We start from the raw sequence: 23,554 nt of genomic DNA on the forward strand, positions 1-23,554 counted from the left end.
AAGGTTATTTTTGAGCCTTTTATTGGGGTAGGACCTAGACGCTTTTTAGATTTATTTTCTATGAGTTTAGGTTCAGGAACTAAGCTTCGTCGTAAAGATAAAGATGGTTCAATTCTTGAAAGAGGTATTACTAAGAATATAAGGACTCCTCTATTGAACAAATCTTATATAGAACTTGAAAATGATGCCCAAATGATTTGGGAGCGTTTTCAAAATACCTAATTAATTCTAATATATTATTTAAGAGACAAAATAAACAATGACAACCCAAAACTTCCTAGTAGAAATTGGCACAGAAGAGCTGCCGCCAAAAGCTCTCAAAACATTAGCAACCTCTTTTGCGGATAACGTTGAGGCGGAATTAAACCAAGCGGGCTTAACCTTCGACAAAATCGAATGGTTTGCGGCGCCGCGTCGTTTGGCGGTGAAGGTGTTGAACTTAGCCACACAGCAACCGAGCAAAGAAATCGAAAAACGTGGGCCGGCAGTATCTGCAGCCTTTGATGCGGAAGGTAAACCAACTAAAGCGGCAGAAGGCTGGGCGCGTGGTTGCGGTATTACTGTAGAGCAAGCAGAACGCATTGCAACTGATAAAGGCGAATGGTTAGTTCACCGTGCAAAAATTGAAGGTCAGCCGACCAAAAACTTGCTGAACGATATTGTTGCAAATGCGTTGGCGAAATTGCCAATTCCAAAACCAATGCGTTGGGCCGATAAAACCGTGCAATTTATCCGTCCGGTTCACACTGTGACTATGCTGTTAGGCGATGAGTTAATCGAAGGCGAAATTTTAGGTGTGGCAAGTGCTCGCACTATTCGCGGTCACCGTTTCTTAGGTGAGAAAGAATTTGAAATTCAACATGCAGACCAATATCCACAATTATTGCGTGAAAAAGGTTCTGTAGTGGCTGATTTCAACGAGCGTAAAACCGAAATTCTTGCAAAATCTCAAGCAAAAGCGACCGCACTTGGCGGCGTGGCTGATATTGAAGAAAGCCTGCTTGAAGAAGTAACTTCGTTGGTGGAATATCCAAACGTTTTAGCGGCAAAATTTGAAGAGCGTTTCTTAGCAGTGCCTGCAGAAGCCTTGGTTTACACCATGAAAGGCGACCAAAAATATTTCCCGATTTATGACAAAGACGGCAAATTATTACCGCACTTTATTTTTGTATCGAACATCAATCCAGAAGATCCAACCGCGATTATCGAAGGTAACGAAAAAGTGGTTCGCCCACGTTTAACCGATGCGGAGTTCTTCTTCAAAACCGACTTAAAACAAAAACTGGTTGATCGTTTACCACGTTTAGAAACCGTGTTGTTCCAACAACAACTCGGTACATTAAAAGACAAAACTGATCGTATCGAACAACTTGCAGGCGAAATTGCAAAACAAATCGGTGCAGACGAAGCGAAAGCAAAACGTGCAGGTTTACTGTCAAAATGTGACTTGATGACCAACATGGTATTCGAATTCACTGATACACAAGGTGTAATGGGTATGCATTACGCTCGTCATGATGGTGAGGACGAAGAAGTCGCAGTCGCATTAAATGAACAATATATGCCACGTTTTGCGGGTGATGAATTACCAAAATCACTCGTTGCAAGTGCGGTCGCTTTAGCGGATAAATTTGACACTTTAACAGGTATCTTCGGCATTGGTCAAGCACCAAAAGGTAGCGCAGACCCATTTGCATTACGTCGTGCGGCATTAGGTGCGTTACGTATTATCGTAGAGAAAAACTTGCCACTGGATTTAGAGGATTTAGTGAAAAAATCAGCCACACTTTTCGGTGATAAACTTACTAATCAAAATGTGGTCGCCGATGTGGTGGACTTCATGCTTGGTCGTTTCCGTGCATGGTATCAAGATGAAGGTATTGCAGTGGATGTAATTCAAGCGGTATTGGCGCGTCGTCCAACTCGCCCTGCTGATTTTGATGCGCGTGTGCGTGCGGTCTCACACTTCCGTACTTTAGATTCAGCGGAAGCGTTAGCAGCCGCAAATAAACGTGTAAGCAATATCTTAGCCAAAGCGGATGCGGCAATTGGTGAGATCAATTTGACCGCTTGCGTAGAACCAGCAGAAAAAGCCCTTGCTGAAGCGGTACTTGCATTACGCACTGAAGTACAACCGCTTATTGCACAGGGTGATTACACCGCAGTATTAGATAAATTAGCGAACTTACGTGCACCAGTAGACAGTTTCTTTGATAACGTAATGGTAAATGCTGAAGATCCAGCATTACGCCAAAACCGCTTAGCGATTTTAAACACGTTACAAGGCTTGTTCTTACAAGTAGCTGATATTTCAGTCCTTCAATAATGCTAAAAAGGGATGATTGATTTTTCATCAATCATCCCTTATTTTATAGACTTCAAGTGATTATTTCTCTATAATCACCGCACTTTCCCCCCTTAGCTCAGTCGGTTAGAGCAGGCGACTCATAATCGCTTGGTCACTGGTTCAAGTCCGGTAGGGGGGACCATTCGACTTGTCAAATAACGTCTTTTCTGTCAAAAAACATCATAAAAACAGCATTTTATAATCAACCTTATTGTTGTTTTCGTCTTTTATTGTTTGTCATTGTTCGTTTTTATTGTTCCCTTAAATGTTCCCTCTTTATGAAGGAACAAAAACGAGGGAACAGAAGAACGGTAAATTGTTATTTATTAGGGCTTGAACAATGGCTAGAGACTTTTCAAAAACATTCATTCTTATATTCATGGAATTAAACTAACCGACAAAGAGCAACTATTTTCAGATAGGGATAATCTGTATTTATTGGTTAAACCAACTGGAGCCAAAATATAGCGATTCATTTACACTCACCCAATAACCAAAAAACGCATAAAAAAATCTTTTGGAAATTATCCATCAATTCCACTTGCTTTCGCTAGGGATAAGGCTCGTATATGGTGCGGGCTATTGGCACAACGTATAGAATCAATCGTATTGTTATCATCTCCGCAAACCCATTTGTTTAGATTACCAACATATAAAAACTATGATTTTCAATGGGATAGATTTTATCCTCCTATTAATTCCGCAATTTAATACAAAATAACGAGGATATTCTGATAGAATAGCTACTCAAAACGGAGCGATAGGATGTCGTTTTTCACTTCACCAACAAGGGGGTGTTATGGTTGCTGTTCGTGGTTCTCATTTGTTAAATCCGCAGGATTTTGTGATTGAACAATGGTGCGTTGGCTTAAAACTGGCAGAACAAACAGAAAAAAGTTTGATCGATGCGTGGTATTACGCACGTGACTTAATGATCACCCATCCCGATGAAATGAAGAATGCTACCTTGATGCTCCAGTCTGGCGTGGAAATGGTAGAAATTTTGCACGAACTTAATATGGATGCGGAAACATTGCTTACTGCAATGTTGTTGCCTATCGTTGCAAATAAATTAACCGATTGGGAAAGTCTAAAAGAAAAGTTTGGTGCGAAAATCACTAAATTGCTCAAAGGCGTGTTGGAAATGGATAACATCCGCCAACTCAATGCCAGTCACTCAGCTAATGCCTTACAAGTGGATAATGTTCGCCGTATGTTGTTGGCGATGGTAGATGATTTCCGCTGCGTAATCATTAAACTTGCCGAACGTATTACTTTCTTGCGTGATGCTGAGCATCGTTGTGCAGAGGAGGATAAAGTCCTTGCTGCCAAAGAATGTTCTAATATTTATGCCCCTCTTGCCAATCGTCTTGGGATTGGTCAATTAAAATGGGAGCTAGAAGATTACTGCTTCCGTTATCTCCATCCTGAACAATATCGCGCTATTGCTAAATTATTGCAGGAACGTCGTCTTGATCGTGAACATTACATTGCTGATTTCGTTAGAGAGTTGAGCGGTTATTTACGCGAAAATATCGAGCAAGTAGAAGTCTATGGTCGTCCGAAACATATTTACAGCATTTGGCGCAAAATGCAGAAAAAGCATCTTGAGTTTAGCGGTTTATATGATGTAAGAGCGGTCAGAATTATCGTGCAAAAGTTGCAAGATTGTTATACCGCACTTGGGATTGTTCATACTCAATTTAAACACTTACCCAAAGAATTTGACGATTATGTCGCTAACCCTAAACCGAACGGCTATCAATCTATTCATACTGTTGTTTTAGGTAAAGGCGGCAAGCCAATTGAAGTGCAAATTCGAACCCAACAAATGCATGATGATGCAGAGTTAGGTGTGGCGGCTCACTGGAAATATAAAGAAGGCAATACAGGCAGTATGTCTGCCTATGAAGAAAAAATTGCGTGGTTGCGCAAATTGTTAGCTTGGCAAGATGATATTACGGATTCAGGCGAAGTGATGGCAGAGTTGCGTAGCCAAGTATTTGACGATCGCGTCTATGTGTTTACGCCAAAAGGCGAAGTAGTGGATTTGCCAACGGGATCTACACCATTAGATTTTGCTTATGCAATTCATAGTGAAATTGGTCATCGCTGCATCGGGGCAAAAGTAGCGGGACGTATTGTGCCATTTACCTATCAGCTACAAATGGGTGATCAAATCGATATTATTACCCAGAAAAATCCGAATCCGAGCCGTGACTGGCTAAATCCCAATTTAGGATTTACTCACACCGCAAAATCTCGAGCCAAAATCCAGGCGTGGTTTAAAAAACAAGATCGTGATAAAAATATTCCAGCGGGTAAAGAATTACTCGATAATGAATTAGCGCGTTTAAATTTAAGTATTAAGCAAGTGGAACCTTATGCGTTACCACGCTATAACTTGAAAAATTTGGACGATCTTTATGCGGGCATTGGTAGCGGCGATATTCGTTTAAATAACTTAATCAATTTCTTGCAAAGTAAATTGATTAAGGTGACTGCTGAAGAAGCTGACCAAGAAATTTTACGCCATGTTGCTAACAAAAGTGCGGTGAATTCTCAGCAGAAATCTGAGAAAAAAAATGGCTACGTGATTGTGGAAGGTGTGGGTAACCTTATGCATCATATTGCGCGTTGCTGCCAGCCCATTCCGGGTGATGCGATTGTTGGTTATATCACAATGGGGCGTGGAATTTCTATTCACAGAGCGGATTGTGAACAATTCTTAGATTTGCAAGCGGCCCATCCAGAACGCGTAGTGGAATCAATTTGGGGCGAAAGTTACGCAAGTGGTTTCCATATTAATATCCGTATTGTGGCAGGCGATCGCAATGGCTTATTACGTGATATTACGACGGTTCTGGCAAATGAAAAAATTAGCGTATTAGGGGTGTCAAGCCGTGCTGATACCAAAAAACAGCTTGCTACTATTGATATGGAAATTGAACTCCATAATGTTGAAAGTTTAAGTAAAATATTGGCTCGATTAGCAAAATTAGATGATGTTATCGAAGCGAAACGTTTATAAAAATAGGAAAATTTATGTATAAAACGACGGGACTAACCCATTTAATCAATTCCACTAAATATTCATTACAAGGCTTAAAAAGTGCGTTTAAAAATGAAACAGCTTTTCGCCACGAATGCTTTTTAGCCTGCATTTTAATTCCTCTTGCTTTCTTTTTAGGCGAAACAAAAATTGAAACTATCTTGATGATTTCTTCTGTTTTGCTCGTGATGGCATTAGAGCTTTTAAACAGTGCGGTGGAAGCTGTAGTTGATCGCATTGGTACAGAACGCCACGAACTTTCAGGACGTGCGAAAGATCAAGGTTCTGCATCGGTATTTATTGCCCTTTGTATTGTTGGTATCGTTTGGGGCGGAATTTTATTCTTCTAGCCCTTCAAAAGTGCGGTAAGTTTTTACCGCATTTTTGATTTATACCATCATGTCAAAATTATTTATAAAAATAAGGAAAAATATGACCGCACTTTTAAAAATTGGTCTGGTGTCTGTTTCTGACCGCGCATCAGCAGGCGTATATCAAGATCAAGGTATTCCAGAGTTACAGGCTTGGTTAGAACAAGCCCTTGTCGATCCTTTCTATTTGGAAACAAGATTAATTCCCGATGAACAGCCAGTTATTGAACAAACATTAAAAGAACTGGTGGATGAACAAGGTTGCCATTTAGTGCTGACAACCGGTGGAACTGGGCCGGCAAAACGCGATGTAACGCCTGATGCCACCCTTGCGGTAGCAGATCGAGAAATGCCGGGTTTTGGCGAGCAAATGCGTCAAGTGAGTTTGCATTTTGTGCCCACTGCAATTTTATCGCGTCAAGTGGGCGTGATTCGTAAGGAAAGCTTGATTTTAAATCTTCCTGGGCAGCCTAAAGCGATTAAAGAAACCTTGGAAGGCGTGAAAGATAAAGAGGGAAATGTGCTTGTAAAAGGCATTTTTAGTGCGGTGCCTTATTGTTTGCAACTGATTAACGGCTTATATATTGATACCAAGCCTGAAATCATCGAAAGTTTCCGTCCTAAATCAGCAAGACGTGAAAATCTGGAGAAATAGCATGAAAAAAATCGAAGCAATGATTAAACCGTTTAAATTAGACGATGTGCGAGAAAGTCTTTCAGATATTGGTATTTCAGGTATGACAATCACGGAAGTTCGCGGATTTGGTCGCCAAAAAGGTCATACAGAACTTTATCGTGGTGCGGAATATATGGTGGACTTTCTGCCGAAGGTGAAATTGGAAGTGGTAGTTCCTGATGAGCTTGTGGATCAATGTATTGAAGCTATTATTGAAACGGCACAAACAGGCAAAATCGGTGACGGCAAAATTTTTGTTTATAACGTTGAGCGAGCGATCCGGATTCGCACGGGCGAAGAAAACGAGGATGCGATTTAGTGCAAAATAATTTAAATTTACACCGCACTTTGCTTGGCATTGCTTCGGTGATTATTATCTTAGCTGGCGTAAAATTGGCGGCAGAAATTGTGGTGCCATTCTTACTATCGCTATTTATCGCGATAATTTGCTCACCGATGATTAAGGCGATGACGCAACGTCGAATTCCTCATTGGTTAGCCATTACTTTGCTTTTCGTCTTGATTTCTTTGGTGTTTTTCTTCTTAGTCGGGCTGATTAACAGCACTGCAAGAGAATTTACTCAATCCATTCCACAATATAAAGTTTTGCTTTCACAACGAGTGAGTGATTTAACTGGATTATTACAACGTTTCAATTTGCCTTTTACGCTTTCACGTGAAACTATCCAAGAAAATTTTGACCCAAGCATCATTATGAATTTTGTGAGCCGAGTATTGCTGAATTTTTCTGGTGTGGTGAGTAATGTGTTTGTTTTGGTATTAGTCGTGATTTTTATGCTTGCTGAAGCGCCAACGATGAAACATAAATTTGCTATGGTGATTAGTTCCACCCCTCATGATGCGGCCAAAGAAGAACGCCATATTGACCGAGTTTTGCAAGGCGTAATTGGTTATCTTGGCATTAAAAGTATCACCAGCTTGCTTACTGGCATTGGCATTTTTATTTTGTTGGAAGCCTGTGGGGTTCAATATGCCATTTTGTGGGCAACCTTGAGTTTCTTGCTGAATTATATTCCGAATATTGGTTCTATCATCGCGGCTATTCCGATTATTGTGCAAGCCTTATTACTGAACGGTTTTGGAATTGGCTTTGGCGTGGCAGTTGGTGTTATTGCGATCAATATGGTTGTCGGTAACATTATTGAACCTAAAATGATGGGACAACGATTAGGGCTTTCAACCTTAGTGGTGTTCCTTTCATTATTGTTTTGGGGGTGGCTGCTTGGAACAGTGGGAATGTTACTTTCTGTTCCTCTGACGATGGCATTAAAAATTGCCTTGGAGTCCAGTCCCAATACGGCGAAATATGCCTGTCTATTGGGTGATGTAGAAGATTTCAAATAGATTTTAGAGAGAAAGTGCGGTGAATTTTCACCGCATTTTTTTATGATAAGTCTTGTGGATCAACATCCAAAATTAACCGCACTTGGCTGTTTTTTTCAAGTTCGGCTTGTTGATATTCTCTTAATGCTTTTTGTAACGTCATTCTTGAAGGATGCTGCAATAATAACTGCCAACGATATTGTCCCGCTTTTTTGCTGAACGGTGCAGGCATTGGGCCAAGCATTTGCAATCCCGTGATTTGCTTTGATTGAAAAAAATCTGCAATTTGGCTTAAGCAATTTTCTGCAAGCTCAGAATGTCGAGCCTGTGCTTTGAATAACGCCTGAAAAGTGAAAGGCGGCAATCCCATTGAATGGCGTAATTGTAAGGTTTCTTTTGCAAAAACTTGGTAGCCATTCGCTAATAACGTGGTAAGCAAAGGATGATCCGGATAATGTGTTTGTAGCACGACTTCGCCTTGTTTATCGGCACGCCCTGCACGTCCAGCAACTTGAATATAAAGTTGAGCTAAACGTTCTTCTGCCCGAAAATCTAGAGAAAATAATGCACTATCTACATTCACTAAGGCAACGAGAGTAACATTCGGAAAATGATGTCCTTTCGCAAGCATTTGTGTGCCAATCAAAATTTGACTTTTTCCTTGTTGAATATCTTCTAAATAACCTTCCAATTTTCCTTTACGCGCAGTGCTATCGCGGTCGATTCGTGCCACAGAATAATGAGGAAATAGCATTTTCAAGGTTTCTTCTAATTGTTCCGTGCCGAGACCTGTAGTGACTAAATGAGTCGAGCCGCAATCACCACATTGTCGAGGAATAGTTTTCTGTGCACCACAATGATGACAACGCAATACATTTTGATGCTGATGATAGGTATAAGGTTTTTCACAATGAGGGCATTGTGCGATCCAGCCACATTCGTGGCAAAGCAATACGGGCGCAAAGCCACGACGATTTAAGAAAAGCAACACTTGATTGCCTTTTTCGAGGTGAGCTTTCATCCGTTCTAATAAGGGTTTTGAAAGCCCGTTTTGTATGTGTTGATTTTTTAAATCAATAACGAAATGACGAAGTGCGGTAGAATTTCCCGCTCTTTTTGATAAAACTAAATGTTGGTATTTGCCATTTTGTACATTATTAATACTTTCTAAACTTGGCGTGGCGGAGCCCATTAATACCGCAATATTTAGTTTTTGAGCCAGCACAATCGCCAAGTCTCGCGCGTGGTAACGCCAGCTGTCTTGCTGTTTGTAAGACGCGTCGTGTTCTTCGTCCAAAATAATTGCACCAAGATTAGAAAATTGCGTGAACAACGCGGATCTCGTGCCAATCACAATGGCACTTTGTCCAGAGCGGGCGCGATCCCATACATGAAGTCGTTGCGTATCGGTTAAATTAGAATGAAGAACATCAATTTCTACGTTGAAACGTGCTTTGAAACGGTGCACTGTTTGTGGTGTTAGCCCAATTTCGGGCACAAGCACTAATACTTGTTTACCCAATTTTAAAATTTCTTCAATATACTGCAGATAAATTTCTGTTTTTCCAGAACCAGTCACCCCATCGAGCAGCCATACATTGAAACCAGAATGAAAGATCAGTTGGCTGAAGGCTAAGGCTTGCTGCTTATTTAAGGTTAAGCGATTTTCAGCATTGACAATTGGGTTATCGCCTAAGCTTTGTTGCCAGCTTAGGGCTTTTGTTTGGATAGTCATTTCCTCAATAAACCCTTTGGCTTTTAAGGCTGACCAAATTGCAGAGGAAAAATCATTATTGCCTTTTTCAAGATCAGTTTCAGATAAGCATTGTAGGGCTTCAACTTGCTTTTTCGAGCGTTTTAACAGGCCTTGTTCAAGGGCATTTTTCCCCTCATCTGTAATTCGCCAAAAAGTGCGGTCATTTTTCACCGAACTTTCGCCGTTGCGTAATTTCACAGGCAAGGCTTGAAATAACACATCGCCTAATCCCGCTTGATAATAATTTGCTGCCCAATGAAGCCAATCCCAATAAATTGGGGTGAAGAGCGGTGCTAAATCTAATGGTTGAAGAATGGTTTTGAGTTTATCCTCAGGTACATCTGATTTTGTCGGGAAATCAGCCACAATGGCGACGCGTTTTTGCGTGCCAAAAGGCACAAGAACGCGCATCCCGATTTGTAATAAAACATCATCGGGGATGAGATAATCAAATAAACGAGGAAGCGGCACAGCCAGTGCCACTCGGACAATTTTCATAATCAACCTTGGGAAAAAATTTGCCCTATTATACGAGAAAAACGTGTATAATCGCCGCCAATTTTTTTCACGAACAAGATTTTTATGACACAAACTTTTGCTGATCAAAAACGTAAAACCGTTGAAACCGCAGAATTTACCGAAGATGGCCGCTATAAACGAAAAGTCCGTAGTTTTGTTCTCCGCACAGGTCGTTTGAGCGAATTTCAGAAAAACATGATGAATGATAACTGGGGAACACTTGGTTTAGATTATCAAACGGAACCTTTTGATTTTGCGAAGATTTATGGTAACGATAATCCAGTTGTATTAGAAATTGGCTTTGGAATGGGAAAATCGCTCGTGGATATGGCTTTTGCTAATCCTGACAAGAATTATCTTGGTATTGAAGTTCATACTCCTGGCGTTGGCGCTTGTATTGCTTATGCAGTGGAAAAAGGCGTCACGAATTTACGCGTGATTTGTCATGATGCAACGGAAATTTTACGAGACAGTATTGCAGATAGTGCGCTTGGCGGTTTGCAGTTATTTTTCCCCGATCCTTGGCACAAAGCAAAACATCATAAACGTCGTATTGTTCAACCGCACTTTGTGGCACAAGTTGTGCAAAAATTAGGTGAAAATGGTTTTATCCATATGGCAACAGACTGGGAAAATTATGCTGAGCAAATGCTAGAAGTATTAAGTACAAACACCGATTTAGTGAACACCTCGAAAAATGGCAATTATATTCCAAGACCAGATTTTAGACCTTTAACTAAATTTGAAGCCAGAGGACACAGACTTGGCCATGGTGTTTGGGATTTATACTTTGTGAAGAAATAAATCTATTTTGAGCAACTTAACTTTTGGGTGAAGATTAAAGTCGGGGAAATCTGATGCCAAATTCACGAATTTAATATAGAATACTGATTTGAATACGACCTTAATAGGAGAAATACCATGTCTAAATCTTACAATCAACGTCAACGCAAAAAACTTCACCTTGCTGAATTCCAAGAACTTGGTTTTCTTGTAAATTTCCAATTTGCAGAAGGTACTGCGATTGAAACTGTAGATGAAATCGTTGATCGCTTTATTAACGAAGTGATTCAACCAAATGGTCTAGCTTATGAAGGTAGCGGATATTTACATTGGGAAGGTTTAGTTTGCCTAGAAAAAATTGGTAAATGTGATGAAAGCCACCGTGAAGCTGTAAAAAAATGGTTAGAAAACAATGGTTTACAAAAAATTGAAGTAAGCGAATTATTTGATATTTGGTGGGAATACCCAGCAAAAGCAGAGTAATTTGATTTAAAAATAGCATGGCATAAATCGCTGTGCTGTTTTATTAAAAATATTCGCGAAATTCACCGCACTTTAGATTTTTTGATCTATCACAAATAAAGCTCAATAATTTAACGATCTACCCATTTTGGGTGGTTTATATTGTAACTGTTGCGTCGCATAATTCTACGCCTTAAAAAAGCATTTGTTTATTTATTCACAAAAGGCACGCTCGATGACCGTTGAAAACTTACCCCGCAGACAGTTTTTACGAGGTAAATTCTTAACGTCTTTACATTCAGAAAATGAGCAAAAACAAGGCTTTGATGGAATTCGCCCACCTTGGGCTGTCGAAAATTCTATTTTCGTGGAGCAATGTACTCGCTGTGGCGATTGTCTTTCTGTCTGTGAAACCAATATTTTGGTGAAAGGCGATGGAGGCTTTCCTGAAGTTCGTTTTGATAATGGTGAATGTACTTTTTGTGGAAAATGCGTAGATGTGTGTAAACAACCTATTTTTCATTCTCGCGATGAAAAACCTTGGTTACATAAAATCGAAATTGGCATGGCTTGTTTAAGCCAACATCGCATTGAGTGCCGTTCTTGCCAAGACAGTTGTCCGATGAGAGCAATTAGTTTTCGTCTGCAAATGGGGGGAGTGGCGCAGCCTTTAGTGAATACGGATGTTTGTAACGGCTGTGGAGCTTGTTTACAGGGGTGTCCGGTGAATGCGATTAAAATTAGTTATCTAAAACAAAATGAGTAATACAAATTTATCTCCGGGAAGCGCAAAAGATTGGCATGTTGTTGGGCTAATTGTTCAAGGTAATCCGGAAAAATTTGCGGCAATTCGAACCGCACTTTTAGCGATTGAGCATACTGAAATTCCAACTTTTGATGAAAAATTTGGAAAGATGGTCGTAGTGATGCAATCGCATGATCAACATATTCTGCTAGATAATATGGAAAGCGTGAAAGACATTGATGGTGTTATTAATGTGTCATTGGTGTATCACGAGCAAGACGAGCAGAAGAAATAAATTACTATAACAATACCGTAATTCTCTTGTAAGCAAGGGAAATGCTTAAAAGATAAAAGAAAAGTTGTTGCCTTTTATCGCAATGCTCTGCCTTAATAGGTATATAAAAAAGTTTACATTTAATAATAAATCAGTGTTTAACGTGGGGGAAACGCGATGAGTTTAAGTCGTCGAGACTTTATGAAAGCCAACGCAGCTGTAGCTGCGGCAACGGCTGCGGGGCTAACCATCCCAGTCAAAAATGTGGTTGCGGCTGAATCCGAAATTAAATGGGACAAAGCAGTATGTCGTTTCTGTGGTACCGGTTGTGCAGTATTAGTGGGTACTAAAGATGGACGTGTTGTGGCATCTCAAGGCGATCCGGAGGCAGAAGTAAACCGTGGTTTAAACTGTATTAAAGGTTACTTCTTACCGAAAATTATGTACGGTAAAGACCGTGTAACTCAGCCACTTTTACGTATGACAAACGGAAAATTTGATAAGAACGGCGATTTTACGCCTGTTTCTTGGGATTTTGCGTTCAAAACAATGGCTGAGAAATTCAAAGAAGCTTTCAAAAAGAACGGTCAAAATGCAGTAGGTATGTTCAGTTCTGGTCAGTCTACCATTTGGGAAGGCTATGCGAAGAACAAACTTTGGAAAGCTGGTTTCCGTTCTAACAACGTAGACCCGAATGCACGTCACTGTATGGCGTCGGCGGCAGTCGCGTTTATGCGTACCTTCGGTATGGATGAACCTATGGGTTGTTATAACGACATTGAACATGCAGATGCTTTCGTTCTTTGGGGCTCAAATATGGCGGAAATGCACCCAATTTTGTGGTCGCGTATTACTGATCGCCGTATTTCTAATCCTGATGTTCGTGTAACTGTACTTTCTACTTACGAGCATCGTAGTTTCGAACTTGCCGATCACGGTTTGGTATTTACACCACAAACTGATTTGGCGATTATGAACTACATCATCAACTATCTCATTCAGAACAATTCGATTAACTGGGATTTCGTGAACAAACACACCAAATTCAAACGTGGTGAAACCAATATCGGTTACGGTTTACGTCCTGAAAACCCATTAGAAAAAGATACTAACCGTAAAACTGCGGGCAAAATGCATGATTCTTCTTTCGAAGAATTAAAACAAATTGTGTCTGAATATACACTTGAAAAAGTATCTGAAATGTCTGGTGTGGATAAGACTCAGCTTGAAACTTTAGCAAAACTTTATGCTGATCCAAGCAAAAAAGTGGTATCGTTCTGGACAATGGGCTTCAACCAACACACTCGTGGTGTATGGGCAAACCAACTAATTTATAATATTCACTTATTAACTGGGAAAATCTCACTTCCAGGTTGTGGACCATTCTCATTAACAGGTCAACCTTCTGCTTGTGGTACAGCGCGTGAAGTAGGTTCATTCCCTCATCGTTTGCCGGCAGACTTAGTGGTAACTAATCCTAAACACCGTGAAACAGCGGAACGTATTTGGAAATTACCAAAAGGTACGGTTTCTGAAAAAGTTGGTTTGGATACAATTGCACAAGACCGTGCAATGAACGATGGCAAAATGAATGTGCTATGGCAAATGTGTAACAACAATATGCAAGCTGGTCCAAACATTAATCAAGATCGTTTACCAGGCTGGCGTAAAGAAGGCAACTTCGTTGTTGTATCCGATCCTTATCCAACTGTATCCGCACTTTCTGCTGACTTAATTCTCCCAACTGCAATGTGGGTAGAAAAAGAGGGGGCTTATGGTAATGCAGAACGTCGTACTCAATTCTGGCGTCAACAAGTAAAAGCACCAGGTGAAGCAAAATCAGACTTATGGCAAATAATGGAGTTTGCAAAATACTTCACGACTGATGAAATGTGGACAGAAGAATTACTTGCTCAAATGCCTGAATATAGAGGTAAAACCTTATATGATGTGCTCTTCAGAAATGGTCAAGTAGATAAATTCCCATTAAGCGAACTTGCTGAAGGCCAATTAAACGACGAATCAGAACACTTTGGTTACTATGTACACAAAGGTTTATTTGAAGAATATGCTGAATTTGGTCGCGGTCATGGCCATGACTTGGCTCCATTTGATATGTATCACAAAGCGCGTGGTTTACGTTGGCCAGTTGTAGAAGGTAAAGAAACCTTATGGCGTTACCGTGAAGGCTACGATCCATTCGTTAAAGAAGGTGAGGGTGTAGCATTCTATGGTTACCCAGACAAGAAAGCGATTATTCTTGCGGTACCTTATGAGCCTGCAGCTGAGTCTCCAGATAAAGAATATGACTTGTGGTTATCTACCGGTCGTGTTCTCGAGCATTGGCATACTGGTACTATGACTCGTCGTGTGCCTGAATTACACCGTGCTATGCCGAATAACCTTGTTTGGATGCACCCATTAGATGCTGAAGCTCGTGGTTTACGCCATGGCGATAAAATTAAGATTTCATCTCGTCGAGGCGAAATGATTTCTTACTTAGATACTCGCGGACGTAATAAACCACCTCGTGGCTTAGTGTTCACCACTTTCTTTGATGCAGGTCAGCTTGCAAATAGCTTAACGCTAGATGCGACAGACCCAATTTCAAAAGAAACCGACTTCAAAAAATGTGCGGTAAAAGTGGAAAAGGCTGCGTAAAAACAATGTAAAAATCAACCGCACTTTATTTTCCCCTATCAATAAAAGAGGAAGATGAAAGTGCGGTTAAAATCTAAAAAGAAAATGAAGAAAGCCGCACTCAATCCTGAACGTAGAAAATTTCTCAAAGAAGCAACTCGTACTGCGGGTGGTTTAGCTGGCGTTGGGATTTTGTTGGGATTGCAGCAAAATCAAAGTCTTGCTCGCGAAGGTGTGCCATTACGCCCACCGTTTGCTTTGCAAGATGCGAAAGCGTTTTCTGCCGCTTGTATTCGTTGTGGACAATGTGTTCAAGCCTGTCCTTATGACATGCTACATTTAGCATCTTTATTATCGCCAGTAGAAGCGGGAACACCGTATTTTATTGCGCGTGATAAACCTTGCGAAATGTGCCCTGACATTCCTTGTGCTCATGCTTGCCCAACAGGGGCGCTTGATCGCAATGCGACAGATATTAATGACTCGCGTATGGGGCTGTCAGTACTGTTAGACCATGAAACGTGCTTGAACTGGCAAGGGTTACGTTGCGATGTTTGTTATCGGGTTTGTCCATTAATCGATAAAGCGATTACATTGGAAAAACAACATAATCCACGTTCTGATAAGCATGCGTTATTTATTCCAACAGTACATTCTGATGCATGTACCGGATGTGGGAAATGTGAGCAAGCTTGTGTGTTAGAAGAAGCTGCGATTAAGGTTTTACCAATGGATCTTGCAAAAGGTATGTTAGGTAAACATTATCGTTTGGGCTGGGAAGAAAAAGCGAAAGCTGGCCATTCTCTTGCGCCTAAAGATATGATTTCGTTGCCAACTCGCACGCCAGAAGGAACAACTGTAATTCCTGAACCGGCAGAACCAGTGCTTGCACCTATTTTAGGGAGTGGCAAATAATGGCAAATACACCAAAATTTGCAGGTAAAGAGTCGCGAGAAAAATGGGGCTGGTGGTATGCAAACCGCTTTTTGTTTTGGCGTCGATTAAGCCAACTTAGCATTCTTGCGATGTTTTTAAGCGGCCCTTATTTTGGCGTGTGGATTTTAAAAGGCGATTATAGTGGAAGCTTATTGTTCGATACTATTCCATTAAGCGACCCTTTAATTACAGCAGAAAGCTTGGCTGCAAGACATTTACCTGATGCTCTCACTTTGATTGGTGCAGCAATTATTGTGTTATTTTACGCAGTGCTTGGTAGTAAGGTGTTTTGTGGTTGGGTATGTCCGCTAAATGTTGTGACGGACTGTGCGGCGTGGCTACGCCGTAAGTTAGGCATTCGCCAAACGGCAAAAATTTCGCGCGGTTTACGTTATGGTATTCTTGCGCTTATTTTACTAGGCAGTTGCGTAAGCGGAATGTTGCTTTGGGAGTGGGTTAATCCAGTGGCTGCACTTGGCCGTGCCTTTATATTTGGTTTTGGTGCAACAGGTTGGCTATTACTTGTTATTTTTCTTTTTGATTTATTGATTGTAGAACATGGTTGGTGTGGACACCTTTGCCCAATTGGTGCTGCTTATGGTGTGATTGGTGCAAAAAGTTTAATCCGTATCAAAGTGATTGATCGTGCAAAATGCGATAATTGTATGGATTGCTACAATGTTTGTCCTGAAGCCCAAGTGTTACGTTCACCTTTACATGGAAAAAAAGACGAAAGCCTACTTGTGCTTTCCAAAGATTGCATCAGCTGCGGACGTTGTATTGACGTTTGCGCTGAAAAAGTTTTTAAATTTTCGACCAGATTCGATCATTCAGGGGAGTGATTAATATGACTAAACAGGTATCTAAAATTTTAGCGGGATTATTTACCGCACTTTTTGCTGGCTCACTGATGGCATCTGATGCACCAGCAGTGGGAAAAGATTTAACGCAAGCTGCAGAAAATATTGCTCCAGCATTTCATAATGCACCGCGTCAAGGTGAATTACCAGCATTAAACTATGTAAACCAACCTCCAATGGTTCCACATAGTGTTGCAAATTATCAAGTGACAAAAAATGCGAACCAATGTTTAAATTGCCACAGTCCAGAAAATTCTCGTTTGAGTGGTGCAACTCGAATCAGCCCAACTCACTTTATGGATCGTGATGGTAAAGTGGGTTCAAGCTCATCACCACGTCGTTATTTCTGTTTACAATGTCACGTTTCTCAGTCAAACGTAGATCCGATTGTTCCAAATGATTTCAAACCGATGAAAGGTTACGGAAACTAATTTAAGAGGTCTATATGTCTGAGAAAAAACCAAATATCTTAAAGCGTTTCTGGCAATGGTTTAGAAAACCAAGCCGTATGGCGATAGGTACGATTATTATTTTATCAGCTATTGGTGGTATTCTTTCTTGGGTTGGTTTTAACTATGGTCTAGAGAAAACTAACACAGAGCAGTTCTGTGCGAGTTGTCATACTCAAGATGCTTATCCAGAATATTTGCATAGCGTGCATTATCAAACTCGTACAGGTGTGGGCGCAAGCTGTCCAGATTGTCACGTGCCGCATGAATTTGGCGCAAAAATGAAACGTAAAATTGTTGCGGCGAAAGAAGTATTTGCTCACTATACTGGAAAAGTGGATACCTTAGAAAAATTCAATGCACATCGTTTAGAAATGGCTGAAAACGAATGGGCTCGTATGAAAGCTAACGATTCTAAAGAATGCCGTAACTGTCATAAAGTAGATCGTATGAACTTTAACGATCAACGTTCTGTGGCAGCACGTATGCATGAAAAAATGAAGACTGAAGGTAAAACTTGTATCGACTGTCATAAAGGTATTGCGCACCAATTACCTGATATGAGTGGCGTTGAGTCAGGATTCAAAGACGAGAAATAATTTTCTCAAAATATTGTGAAAAAATACCGCACTTATCTAATAAGTGCGGTATTTTTATTTTATGTTTATACACGATAATCTATTGATGTTAGTCTTTATTTAAAGCCTATTTTTCAGTAAACTTAGCAAGTTTTATTAAATTATTAAAATATTACTTAAAATTTAGGAATTTATTGTGGCTCACCGAGATTTTGCCGCGCGTCGCGGTTCAAATAATAAGAAAAAAACAAAAAAGAATAAGAATATTCTGATCATCCTCGCTTTAGTCATTGTGTTGGCTTTTGGCGTAGGACTTTATTTGTTGAAAAATAAAAATAGCGAAGCTGTAGTGCAACAGGCTGCGACACAACAAGAAAAAACGCAACCTAAAAGTGTCTTACCTAATCGTCCAGAGGAAGTTTGGAGTTATATCAAAGCATTAGAAACTCGAACTGTTCCTGTTGATAATAAACTTACAAGTGTAGAGCAAAATATGCGTTTAACCGAAGAACAACGCCAAGTTCTAGTTCAAATGGAAAAAGAACAACAAACTGCGGAGGAAGCTCGTAAATTAGCGGAGCAACAACGTGCAGTAGAAACGGCGAAAGCTCAACAAGTACAAGCAGCACAAAAAGTAGAGCAATCGAAAAAGTCTGAAGCAGTAAAAACAGAAACAGTGCAACCTGAATCTACACAAAAACAAGAACAACCAAAAATTGAGACAGCTAAAAAGGTTGAACAACCTAAAACTACGGATAATTTGAACGGTGGTAAAAAATTCGGTTTACAATGTGGCGCTTTCAAAAATAGAGCGCAAGCTGAAAATTTGCAAGGACGCTTATCAATGACTGGGTTAAATGCACAAGTACAAGTGAATGGCGAGTGGAACCGTGTTCGTATAGCTGGTTTTTCTAGTAGGGATACTGCAGTGCAAGCGCAAAGTAAAGCTAAAAGTGTAGCGGATTGTGTTGTAATTGGTATGTAATTCTAATCTAACATTGTTGAGTTATCTTGATACCTTAAATTGCATTATTGAATAAAAGATCCCAACTAAAAGTGCGGTGCAATTAGTTGGGATTTTTTCATTAAGAATTATTACAAAATAATCATATCATCACGATGCATTGCTACTGCACCGTATTCATAGCCTAAAACATTTTCAATGTCTGCTGATTTTCGGCCCCTAATTAATTGTAGAGCATCGCTGTTATAGCGTGGCATACCTAGTGCAATGTCTTTACCCGATTGAGTGCGTATTTTGACTACTTCACCACGCGAGAAACGTCCTTCCACGTTAACAATGCCAGCTGGTAATAAGGATTTATTTTGTTCAAGAATAGCGTTTTGGGCCCCTTCATCAACAGTGATAATGCCTGCAGATGGCGCGGCGAAAAGCCATTGTTTGCGACTTTCTAATCGATCAGATTGATGGGCAATAAATTTTGTACCAATATTTTGTTCATAAGCAAGATCAGCGATTACATTTGGGCGATTACCTGGGGCAATAATTGTTTCAATTCCAGAGCGAGTGGCAACATCGGCAGCAATGATTTTAGTCATCATTCCACCTGTGCCAAGATTGGTTCCACTGCCACCAGCGATTGAGCGAATATGATCGGTGATTTGTTCTACAACTGGGATTAATTTCGCTTCAGGATTTTTACGTGGATCACTATCAAATAAACCTTGTTGATCAGTCAATAAATAAAGCTGTTCCGCTTGAACAAGAATAGCGACTAAGGCAGATAAATTGTCATTATCTCCTACTTTAATTTCTGCGGTCGCCACCGCATCATTTTCATTAATTACAGGAATTATGTGGTTATCTAAAAGTGCGTGTAAAGTATCTCGCGCATTTAAAAAACGTTCGCGATCTTCAATATCGGCACGCGTTAATAAAAGTTGCCCGATATGAATATCATAAATAGAAAATAATTTTTCCCAAGCCTGAATTAATTGGCTCTGCCCAACCGCTGCAAGCAGTTGCTTTGAGGCAATTGTGGGTGGTAATTGAGGATGATTCAGATAATGGCGACCTGCTGCAATAGCGCCAGAAGTAACGATTACTATACGAAATCCATCATTATGCAGTTTTGCAATTTGACGAACGATTTCCATCATGTGCGGTGAATTCAGTTTTGGTGAACCCTGTGTTAGGGTACTTGTACCAAATTTCACTACGATTGTTTTTTTATTCATAGTCGTTTCCAAATTTCTTAAAATTGGCATTAACGTTATCACTAAATCAATGAAAAATCACCTAATATCAGGTATAGTAACAGCAAATTTTAGGGGGATTTATGACATTTAGTTTAATTGTGGCGACGACATTAAATAGCGTGATTGGTAAAGATAATCAAATGCCTTGGCATTTGCCTGCTGATTTAGCATGGTTTCGTCAGAACACGACTGGCAAACCAGTCATCATGGGACGTAAAACGTTTGAAAGTATTGGTCGCCCGCTACCTAAACGCACTAATATCGTACTTTCTCGTCAGCTTTTTGAACACGAAGGTGTGATATGGAAAGATAGCTTTGAAAGTGCGGTCGATTTTGTCAGAGATTTTGATGAAATTATGTTGATTGGTGGGGGAGAGTTATTCAAACAATATTTGCCACAAGCAGATAAGTTATACCTTACTCAAATTCAGGCAGAACTAGATGGTGATACTTTTTTCCCTCAATTGAATTGGGATGAGTGGAAAATTGAATTTGACGAATATCGTAAGGCGGATGAACAAAATTGCTATGATTGTCGATTTTTGATTCTTACACGAAAATAAATCAAATTAATGAAACCATATCTTTATTTAGAGTATTCATTAATCTAGAAAATAAAGAGATGATGATTTCCCTTGAGTTCCTCTTTTTAAAGTTTCATAATGACCCTTCATTTTTATTTTTGATAGTTTTAAAGGTTATCTCAAATATCTCATTTTTAAACATTATCCCAGCTTAGGGAAGGCATTATGACGCAAACTGCAACTGAAAACCCATCAACTAAATCTGTATCAAATAAAACTAACCGTAAAAAAGGCTTAAGCATTTTTATTCTTGTCCTGCTTATTATTGGTATTGCTTGTGCTTTGTATTGGTTTTTCTTCTTGAAGGATTTTGAAGAAACAGAAGATGCTTATGTGGGTGGTAACCAAGTGATGGTGTCATCACAAGTTGCGGGCAATGTAGCGAAGATTAATGCTGACAATATGGATAAAGTCCATGCGGGTGATATTCTAGTTGAATTGGATGATACGAATGCAAAACTTAGTTTCGAGCAGGCCAAAAGCAATCTAGCCAATGCTGTGCGTCAGGTAGAACAACTTGGTTTTACTGTGCAACAATTACAATCAGCTGTGCACGCTAATGAAATTTCTTTAGCTCAAGCACAAGGCAATTTGGCGCGCCGAGTTCAACTTGAAAAAATGGGTGCGATTGATAAAGAGTCTTTCCAACACGCAAAAGAAGCCGTTGAGCTTTCCAAAGCAAATTTAAATTCTTCTAGAAATCAATTAGCGGCCAATCAGGCTTTATTGAGTAACGTTCCACTACGTCAACAACCGCAAATACAGAATGCAATGAGTTCACTCAAACAGGCTTGGTTGAATTTACAACGTACAAAAATTAGAAGCCCAATTGATGGCTATGTGGCGCGTCGTAATGCTCAAGTTGGACAAGCCGTTTCGGTGGGTGGCGCGTTAATGGCGGTGGTTTCTAATGAACAAATGTGGCTAGAAGCTAACTTCAAAGAAACCCAATTAACGAATATGCGCATCGGTCAGCCGGTGAAAATTCATTTTGATTTATACGGTAAAAATAAAGAATTTGATGGCGTGATAAATGGCATTGAAATGGGGACTGGCAATGCGTTTTCTCTTTTGCCTTCACAAAATGCAACTGGTAATTGGATTAAAGTGGTACAACGTGTACCTGTGCGAATTAAATTAGATCCACAACAATTTGCAGAAACGCCATTGAGAATTGGTCTTTCTGCAACGGCTAAAGTAAGCATTGCAGATTCATCTGGTCCAATGCTACGAGAAAAAGTAGAGTCGAAAACTTTATTTGCGACTGATACACTTAAATATGATGAAAGTGCGATAGAAGATTTGATTGAATCTATCATTCAGCAAAACAGCCATTAAGGCGGCGTTATGGACAATTCCGCAAAAAAATTTCCACCTATTCAAGGTGGTGCGCTGATTTTATTAACTCTGGCTTTATCTCTCGCCACCTTTATGCAAGTATTAGATTCTACGATTGCAAATGTGGCGATTCCTACTATTGCGGGCGATCTTGGCGCATCTTTTAGTCAAGGTACGTGGGTAATTACTTCTTTTGGGGTGGCAAATGCGATTTCTATTCCAATAACAGGTTGGTTAGCAAAACGTTTTGGCGAAGTGCGGTTATTTTTAGTCTCAACTTTTTTATTCGTTGTTTCTTCTTGGCTTTGTGGGATTGCAGATAGTCTTGAGGCTTTAATTATTTTTCGCGTCATTCAAGGCGCTGTAGCAGGCCCTGTGATTCCTCTTTCGCAAAGTTTATTATTAAATAATTACCCGCCAGAAAAACGTGGAATGGCATTGGCATTTTGGTCAATGACTATTGTGGTTGCGCCTATTTTTGGCCCAATTTTAGGCGGATGGATTAGTGATAATATCCACTGGGGATGGATTTTCTTTATTAATGTTCCGATTGGTTTATTAGTTGTGCTAATCAGTTGGAAGATTTTGGGTAGCCGAGAAAGTGAAATTGTTCATCAACCTATTGATAAAGTCGGTTTAGTCTTACTTGTCTTAGGCGTGGGATGTTTGCAATTAATGCTTGATCAGGGCCGTGAGCAAGATTGGTTTAATTCTAATGAAATCATTATATTAGCCGTTGTTGCTGTCGTTTGTCTGATTGCCTTGGTTATTTGGGAATTGACAGATGATAATCCTGTAGTAGATATTTCGCTTTTCCATTCTCGTAATTTTAGTGTAGGGTGTTTATGTACTAGTTTAGCCTTTTTGATTTATTTAGGTTCTGTGGTATTAATTCCGCTCTTGCTACAACAAGTCTTCCATTACACCGCGACGTGGGCTGGGCTTGCGGCTTCCCCAGTTGGATTATTCCCAATTTTGCTTTCACCGATTATTGGGCGTTTCGGTTATAAGATCGATATGCGAGTTTTAGTGACAATAAGTTTTATTGTATATGCAATAACATTTTATTGGCGAGCGGTGACTTTTGAGCCATCAATGACATTTGCTGATGTGACTTTACCACAATTAGTGCAAGGTTTGGCTGTGGCTTGTTTCTTTATGCCACTTACCACTATAACGCTGTCTGGCTTGCCTGCGCATAGAATGGCTTCTGCATCTAGCTTATTTAACTTCTTGAGAACTTTAGCGGGTTCTGTAGGGACATCTTTAACCACATTTATTTGGTATAACCGTGAAGCTGTTCACCATACTCAATTAACGGAACACATTAATCCTTATAACCCAATTTCCCAAAGTTTTTACCATCAAATGAATCAATTTGGTTTAAGTGATACCCAAACTTCAGCTTACATTGCTCAACAAATAACATCGCAAGGATTTATTATTGGCGCAAATGAAATATTTTGGCTATCAGCTATGGGATTCTTAGGATTGTTTATTGTGATTTGGTTTGCAAAACCACCTTTTGGCGGGCGTCATTAGTATCATATTATTCAAAATTTGAATGATTTAACCTCAAAATGTATCAATGTAAACGTTGTTGACATTAAAACAGGATTA

At 39.9% G+C, this 23,554-nt stretch carries 21 protein-coding genes, 1 tRNA gene and 1 pseudogene; 21 read left to right on the forward strand and 2 right to left on the reverse strand.

The window, feature by feature from the left end; all coding sequences use genetic code 11:
- The 8 genes and pseudogenes from AAX15_RS09490 to AAX15_RS00785 form a co-directional block, all read left to right on the forward strand.
- A pseudogene (locus AAX15_RS09490) lies at window positions 1-222 on the forward strand (anti-phage dCTP deaminase); the annotation flags it as partial.
- Between the two features lie 37 nt (window positions 223-259).
- On the forward strand, window positions 260-2,326 hold the full coding sequence (gene glyS / locus AAX15_RS00755) for a glycine--tRNA ligase subunit beta (RefSeq protein ID WP_046938653.1): 2,067 nt from the start codon (window positions 260-262) through the stop codon (window positions 2,324-2,326).
- A gap of 86 nt (window positions 2,327-2,412) precedes the next feature.
- Window positions 2,413-2,489 (forward strand) — tRNA-Ile (locus tag AAX15_RS00760).
- Between the two features lie 657 nt (window positions 2,490-3,146).
- Complete coding sequence (gene relA, locus AAX15_RS00765) at window positions 3,147-5,378, forward strand: GTP diphosphokinase (RefSeq protein ID WP_046938654.1); 2,232 nt, start codon at window positions 3,147-3,149, stop codon at window positions 5,376-5,378.
- A gap of 14 nt (window positions 5,379-5,392) precedes the next feature.
- Window positions 5,393-5,749, forward strand: coding sequence for a diacylglycerol kinase (locus AAX15_RS00770; protein WP_046938655.1), 357 nt, complete (start codon window positions 5,393-5,395; stop codon window positions 5,747-5,749).
- Between the two features lie 82 nt (window positions 5,750-5,831).
- Window positions 5,832-6,425: a molybdopterin adenylyltransferase gene (gene mog, locus AAX15_RS00775; protein WP_046938656.1), complete on the forward strand. Its 594-nt coding sequence runs from the start codon at window positions 5,832-5,834 to the stop codon at window positions 6,423-6,425.
- Between the two features lies 1 nt (window position 6,426).
- Entirely contained in the window at window positions 6,427-6,765 is a 339-nt protein-coding gene (gene glnB, locus AAX15_RS00780; protein ID WP_005627040.1) for a nitrogen regulatory protein P-II, read from the forward strand.
- Window positions 6,765-7,811: an AI-2E family transporter gene (locus AAX15_RS00785; RefSeq protein WP_046938657.1), complete on the forward strand. Its 1,047-nt coding sequence runs from the start codon at window positions 6,765-6,767 to the stop codon at window positions 7,809-7,811. Before glnB ends, AAX15_RS00785 begins: the two co-directional genes overlap by 1 nt.
- A 40-nt stretch (window positions 7,812-7,851) precedes the next feature.
- Here the strand turns inward: AAX15_RS00785 and priA are convergent, their stop codons facing one another.
- On the reverse strand, window positions 7,852-10,044 hold the full coding sequence (gene priA, locus AAX15_RS00790; protein ID WP_046938658.1) for a primosomal protein N': 2,193 nt from the start codon (window positions 10,042-10,044) through the stop codon (window positions 7,852-7,854).
- 84 nt (window positions 10,045-10,128) lie between these two features.
- Between priA and trmB the strand changes: the two genes are divergently transcribed.
- The 10 genes from trmB to ftsN all read left to right on the forward strand — a co-directional run bounded on the left by trmB (window position 10,129) and on the right by ftsN (window position 18,777).
- On the forward strand, window positions 10,129-10,869 hold the full coding sequence (trmB, locus tag AAX15_RS00795; RefSeq protein WP_046938659.1) for a tRNA (guanosine(46)-N7)-methyltransferase TrmB: 741 nt from the start codon (window positions 10,129-10,131) through the stop codon (window positions 10,867-10,869).
- 117 nt (window positions 10,870-10,986) lie between these two features.
- Window positions 10,987-11,331, forward strand: a complete 345-nt coding sequence (locus AAX15_RS00800; protein ID WP_046938660.1) for a YggL family protein — start codon at window positions 10,987-10,989, stop codon at window positions 11,329-11,331.
- A 214-nt stretch (window positions 11,332-11,545) separates the two neighbouring features.
- Entirely contained in the window at window positions 11,546-12,076 is a 531-nt protein-coding gene (napF, locus tag AAX15_RS00805; RefSeq protein ID WP_005636506.1) for a ferredoxin-type protein NapF, read from the forward strand.
- Complete coding sequence (locus AAX15_RS00810) at window positions 12,069-12,350, forward strand: chaperone NapD (RefSeq protein WP_046938661.1); 282 nt, start codon at window positions 12,069-12,071, stop codon at window positions 12,348-12,350. The genes napF and AAX15_RS00810 overlap by 8 nt, the downstream gene beginning before the upstream one ends.
- Before the next feature lie 156 nt (window positions 12,351-12,506).
- On the forward strand, window positions 12,507-14,990 hold the full coding sequence (gene napA / locus AAX15_RS00815) for a nitrate reductase catalytic subunit NapA (protein WP_046938662.1): 2,484 nt from the start codon (window positions 12,507-12,509) through the stop codon (window positions 14,988-14,990).
- A 54-nt stretch (window positions 14,991-15,044) separates the two neighbouring features.
- Window positions 15,045-15,884: a ferredoxin-type protein NapG gene (gene napG / locus AAX15_RS00820; RefSeq protein ID WP_046938663.1), complete on the forward strand. Its 840-nt coding sequence runs from the start codon at window positions 15,045-15,047 to the stop codon at window positions 15,882-15,884.
- Entirely contained in the window at window positions 15,884-16,747 is an 864-nt protein-coding gene (gene napH / locus AAX15_RS00825) for a quinol dehydrogenase ferredoxin subunit NapH (protein WP_046938664.1), read from the forward strand. Before napG ends, napH begins: the two co-directional genes overlap by 1 nt.
- 5 nt (window positions 16,748-16,752) lie before the next feature.
- Window positions 16,753-17,196, forward strand: coding sequence for a nitrate reductase cytochrome c-type subunit (locus AAX15_RS00830; RefSeq protein WP_005636511.1), 444 nt, complete (start codon window positions 16,753-16,755; stop codon window positions 17,194-17,196).
- A gap of 14 nt (window positions 17,197-17,210) precedes the next feature.
- A complete protein-coding gene (locus AAX15_RS00835; protein WP_005632140.1) occupies window positions 17,211-17,813 on the forward strand; it encodes a cytochrome c3 family protein in 603 nt (200 codons plus the stop codon).
- A gap of 175 nt (window positions 17,814-17,988) precedes the next feature.
- Window positions 17,989-18,777, forward strand: coding sequence for a cell division protein FtsN (gene ftsN, locus AAX15_RS00840; protein ID WP_046938665.1), 789 nt, complete (start codon window positions 17,989-17,991; stop codon window positions 18,775-18,777).
- A gap of 110 nt (window positions 18,778-18,887) precedes the next feature.
- On the opposite strand, the gene proB is transcribed toward ftsN, so the two are convergent.
- Window positions 18,888-19,991, reverse strand: coding sequence for a glutamate 5-kinase (gene proB, locus AAX15_RS00845; protein WP_046938666.1), 1,104 nt, complete (start codon window positions 19,989-19,991; stop codon window positions 18,888-18,890).
- A gap of 101 nt (window positions 19,992-20,092) precedes the next feature.
- On the opposite strand from proB, the gene folA reads away from it, so the two are divergent.
- The 3 genes from folA (at window position 20,093) to AAX15_RS00860 (ending at window position 23,476) form a co-directional block, all read left to right on the forward strand.
- Window positions 20,093-20,575 carry a type 3 dihydrofolate reductase gene (gene folA, locus AAX15_RS00850; RefSeq protein ID WP_046938667.1) on the forward strand — a complete coding sequence of 161 codons (483 nt, stop codon included), beginning with the start codon at window positions 20,093-20,095 and terminating at the stop codon, window positions 20,573-20,575.
- A 186-nt stretch (window positions 20,576-20,761) separates the two neighbouring features.
- Complete coding sequence (locus tag AAX15_RS00855) at window positions 20,762-21,934, forward strand: EmrA/EmrK family multidrug efflux transporter periplasmic adaptor subunit (RefSeq protein WP_046938668.1); 1,173 nt, start codon at window positions 20,762-20,764, stop codon at window positions 21,932-21,934.
- A gap of 9 nt (window positions 21,935-21,943) precedes the next feature.
- On the forward strand, window positions 21,944-23,476 hold the full coding sequence (locus AAX15_RS00860; RefSeq protein WP_046938669.1) for a DHA2 family efflux MFS transporter permease subunit: 1,533 nt from the start codon (window positions 21,944-21,946) through the stop codon (window positions 23,474-23,476).
- Window positions 23,477-23,554: the final 78 nt, after the last annotated feature.

Source organism: Haemophilus haemolyticus (assembly GCF_001008275.1).
GTDB lineage: Bacteria > Pseudomonadota > Gammaproteobacteria > Enterobacterales > Pasteurellaceae > Haemophilus > Haemophilus haemolyticus_P.

Excerpts from the sequence above, each read along its gene's own strand:
- glyS (WP_046938653.1), top strand. The coding sequence starts at position 260 with ATGACAACCCAAAACTTCCTAGTAGAAATTGGCACAGAAGAGCTGCCG.
- relA (WP_046938654.1), top strand. The coding sequence starts at position 3,147 with ATGGTTGCTGTTCGTGGTTCTCATTTGTTAAATCCGCAGGATTTTGTG.
- AAX15_RS00770 (WP_046938655.1), top strand. The coding sequence starts at position 5,393 with ATGTATAAAACGACGGGACTAACCCATTTAATCAATTCCACTAAATAT.
- mog (WP_046938656.1), top strand. The coding sequence starts at position 5,832 with ATGACCGCACTTTTAAAAATTGGTCTGGTGTCTGTTTCTGACCGCGCA.
- glnB (WP_005627040.1), top strand. The coding sequence starts at position 6,427 with ATGAAAAAAATCGAAGCAATGATTAAACCGTTTAAATTAGACGATGTG.
- priA (WP_046938658.1), bottom strand. The coding sequence starts at position 10,044 with ATGAAAATTGTCCGAGTGGCACTGGCTGTGCCGCTTCCTCGTTTATTT.
- trmB (WP_046938659.1), top strand. The coding sequence starts at position 10,129 with ATGACACAAACTTTTGCTGATCAAAAACGTAAAACCGTTGAAACCGCA.
- AAX15_RS00800 (WP_046938660.1), top strand. The coding sequence starts at position 10,987 with ATGTCTAAATCTTACAATCAACGTCAACGCAAAAAACTTCACCTTGCT.
- napF (WP_005636506.1), top strand. The coding sequence starts at position 11,546 with ATGACCGTTGAAAACTTACCCCGCAGACAGTTTTTACGAGGTAAATTC.
- AAX15_RS00810 (WP_046938661.1), top strand. The coding sequence starts at position 12,069 with ATGAGTAATACAAATTTATCTCCGGGAAGCGCAAAAGATTGGCATGTT.
- napA (WP_046938662.1), top strand. The coding sequence starts at position 12,507 with ATGAGTTTAAGTCGTCGAGACTTTATGAAAGCCAACGCAGCTGTAGCT.
- napG (WP_046938663.1), top strand. The coding sequence starts at position 15,045 with ATGAAAGTGCGGTTAAAATCTAAAAAGAAAATGAAGAAAGCCGCACTC.
- napH (WP_046938664.1), top strand. The coding sequence starts at position 15,884 with ATGGCAAATACACCAAAATTTGCAGGTAAAGAGTCGCGAGAAAAATGG.
- AAX15_RS00830 (WP_005636511.1), top strand. The coding sequence starts at position 16,753 with ATGACTAAACAGGTATCTAAAATTTTAGCGGGATTATTTACCGCACTT.
- AAX15_RS00835 (WP_005632140.1), top strand. The coding sequence starts at position 17,211 with ATGTCTGAGAAAAAACCAAATATCTTAAAGCGTTTCTGGCAATGGTTT.
- proB (WP_046938666.1), bottom strand. The coding sequence starts at position 19,991 with ATGAATAAAAAAACAATCGTAGTGAAATTTGGTACAAGTACCCTAACA.
- folA (WP_046938667.1), top strand. The coding sequence starts at position 20,093 with ATGACATTTAGTTTAATTGTGGCGACGACATTAAATAGCGTGATTGGT.
- AAX15_RS00855 (WP_046938668.1), top strand. The coding sequence starts at position 20,762 with ATGACGCAAACTGCAACTGAAAACCCATCAACTAAATCTGTATCAAAT.
- AAX15_RS00860 (WP_046938669.1), top strand. The coding sequence starts at position 21,944 with ATGGACAATTCCGCAAAAAAATTTCCACCTATTCAAGGTGGTGCGCTG.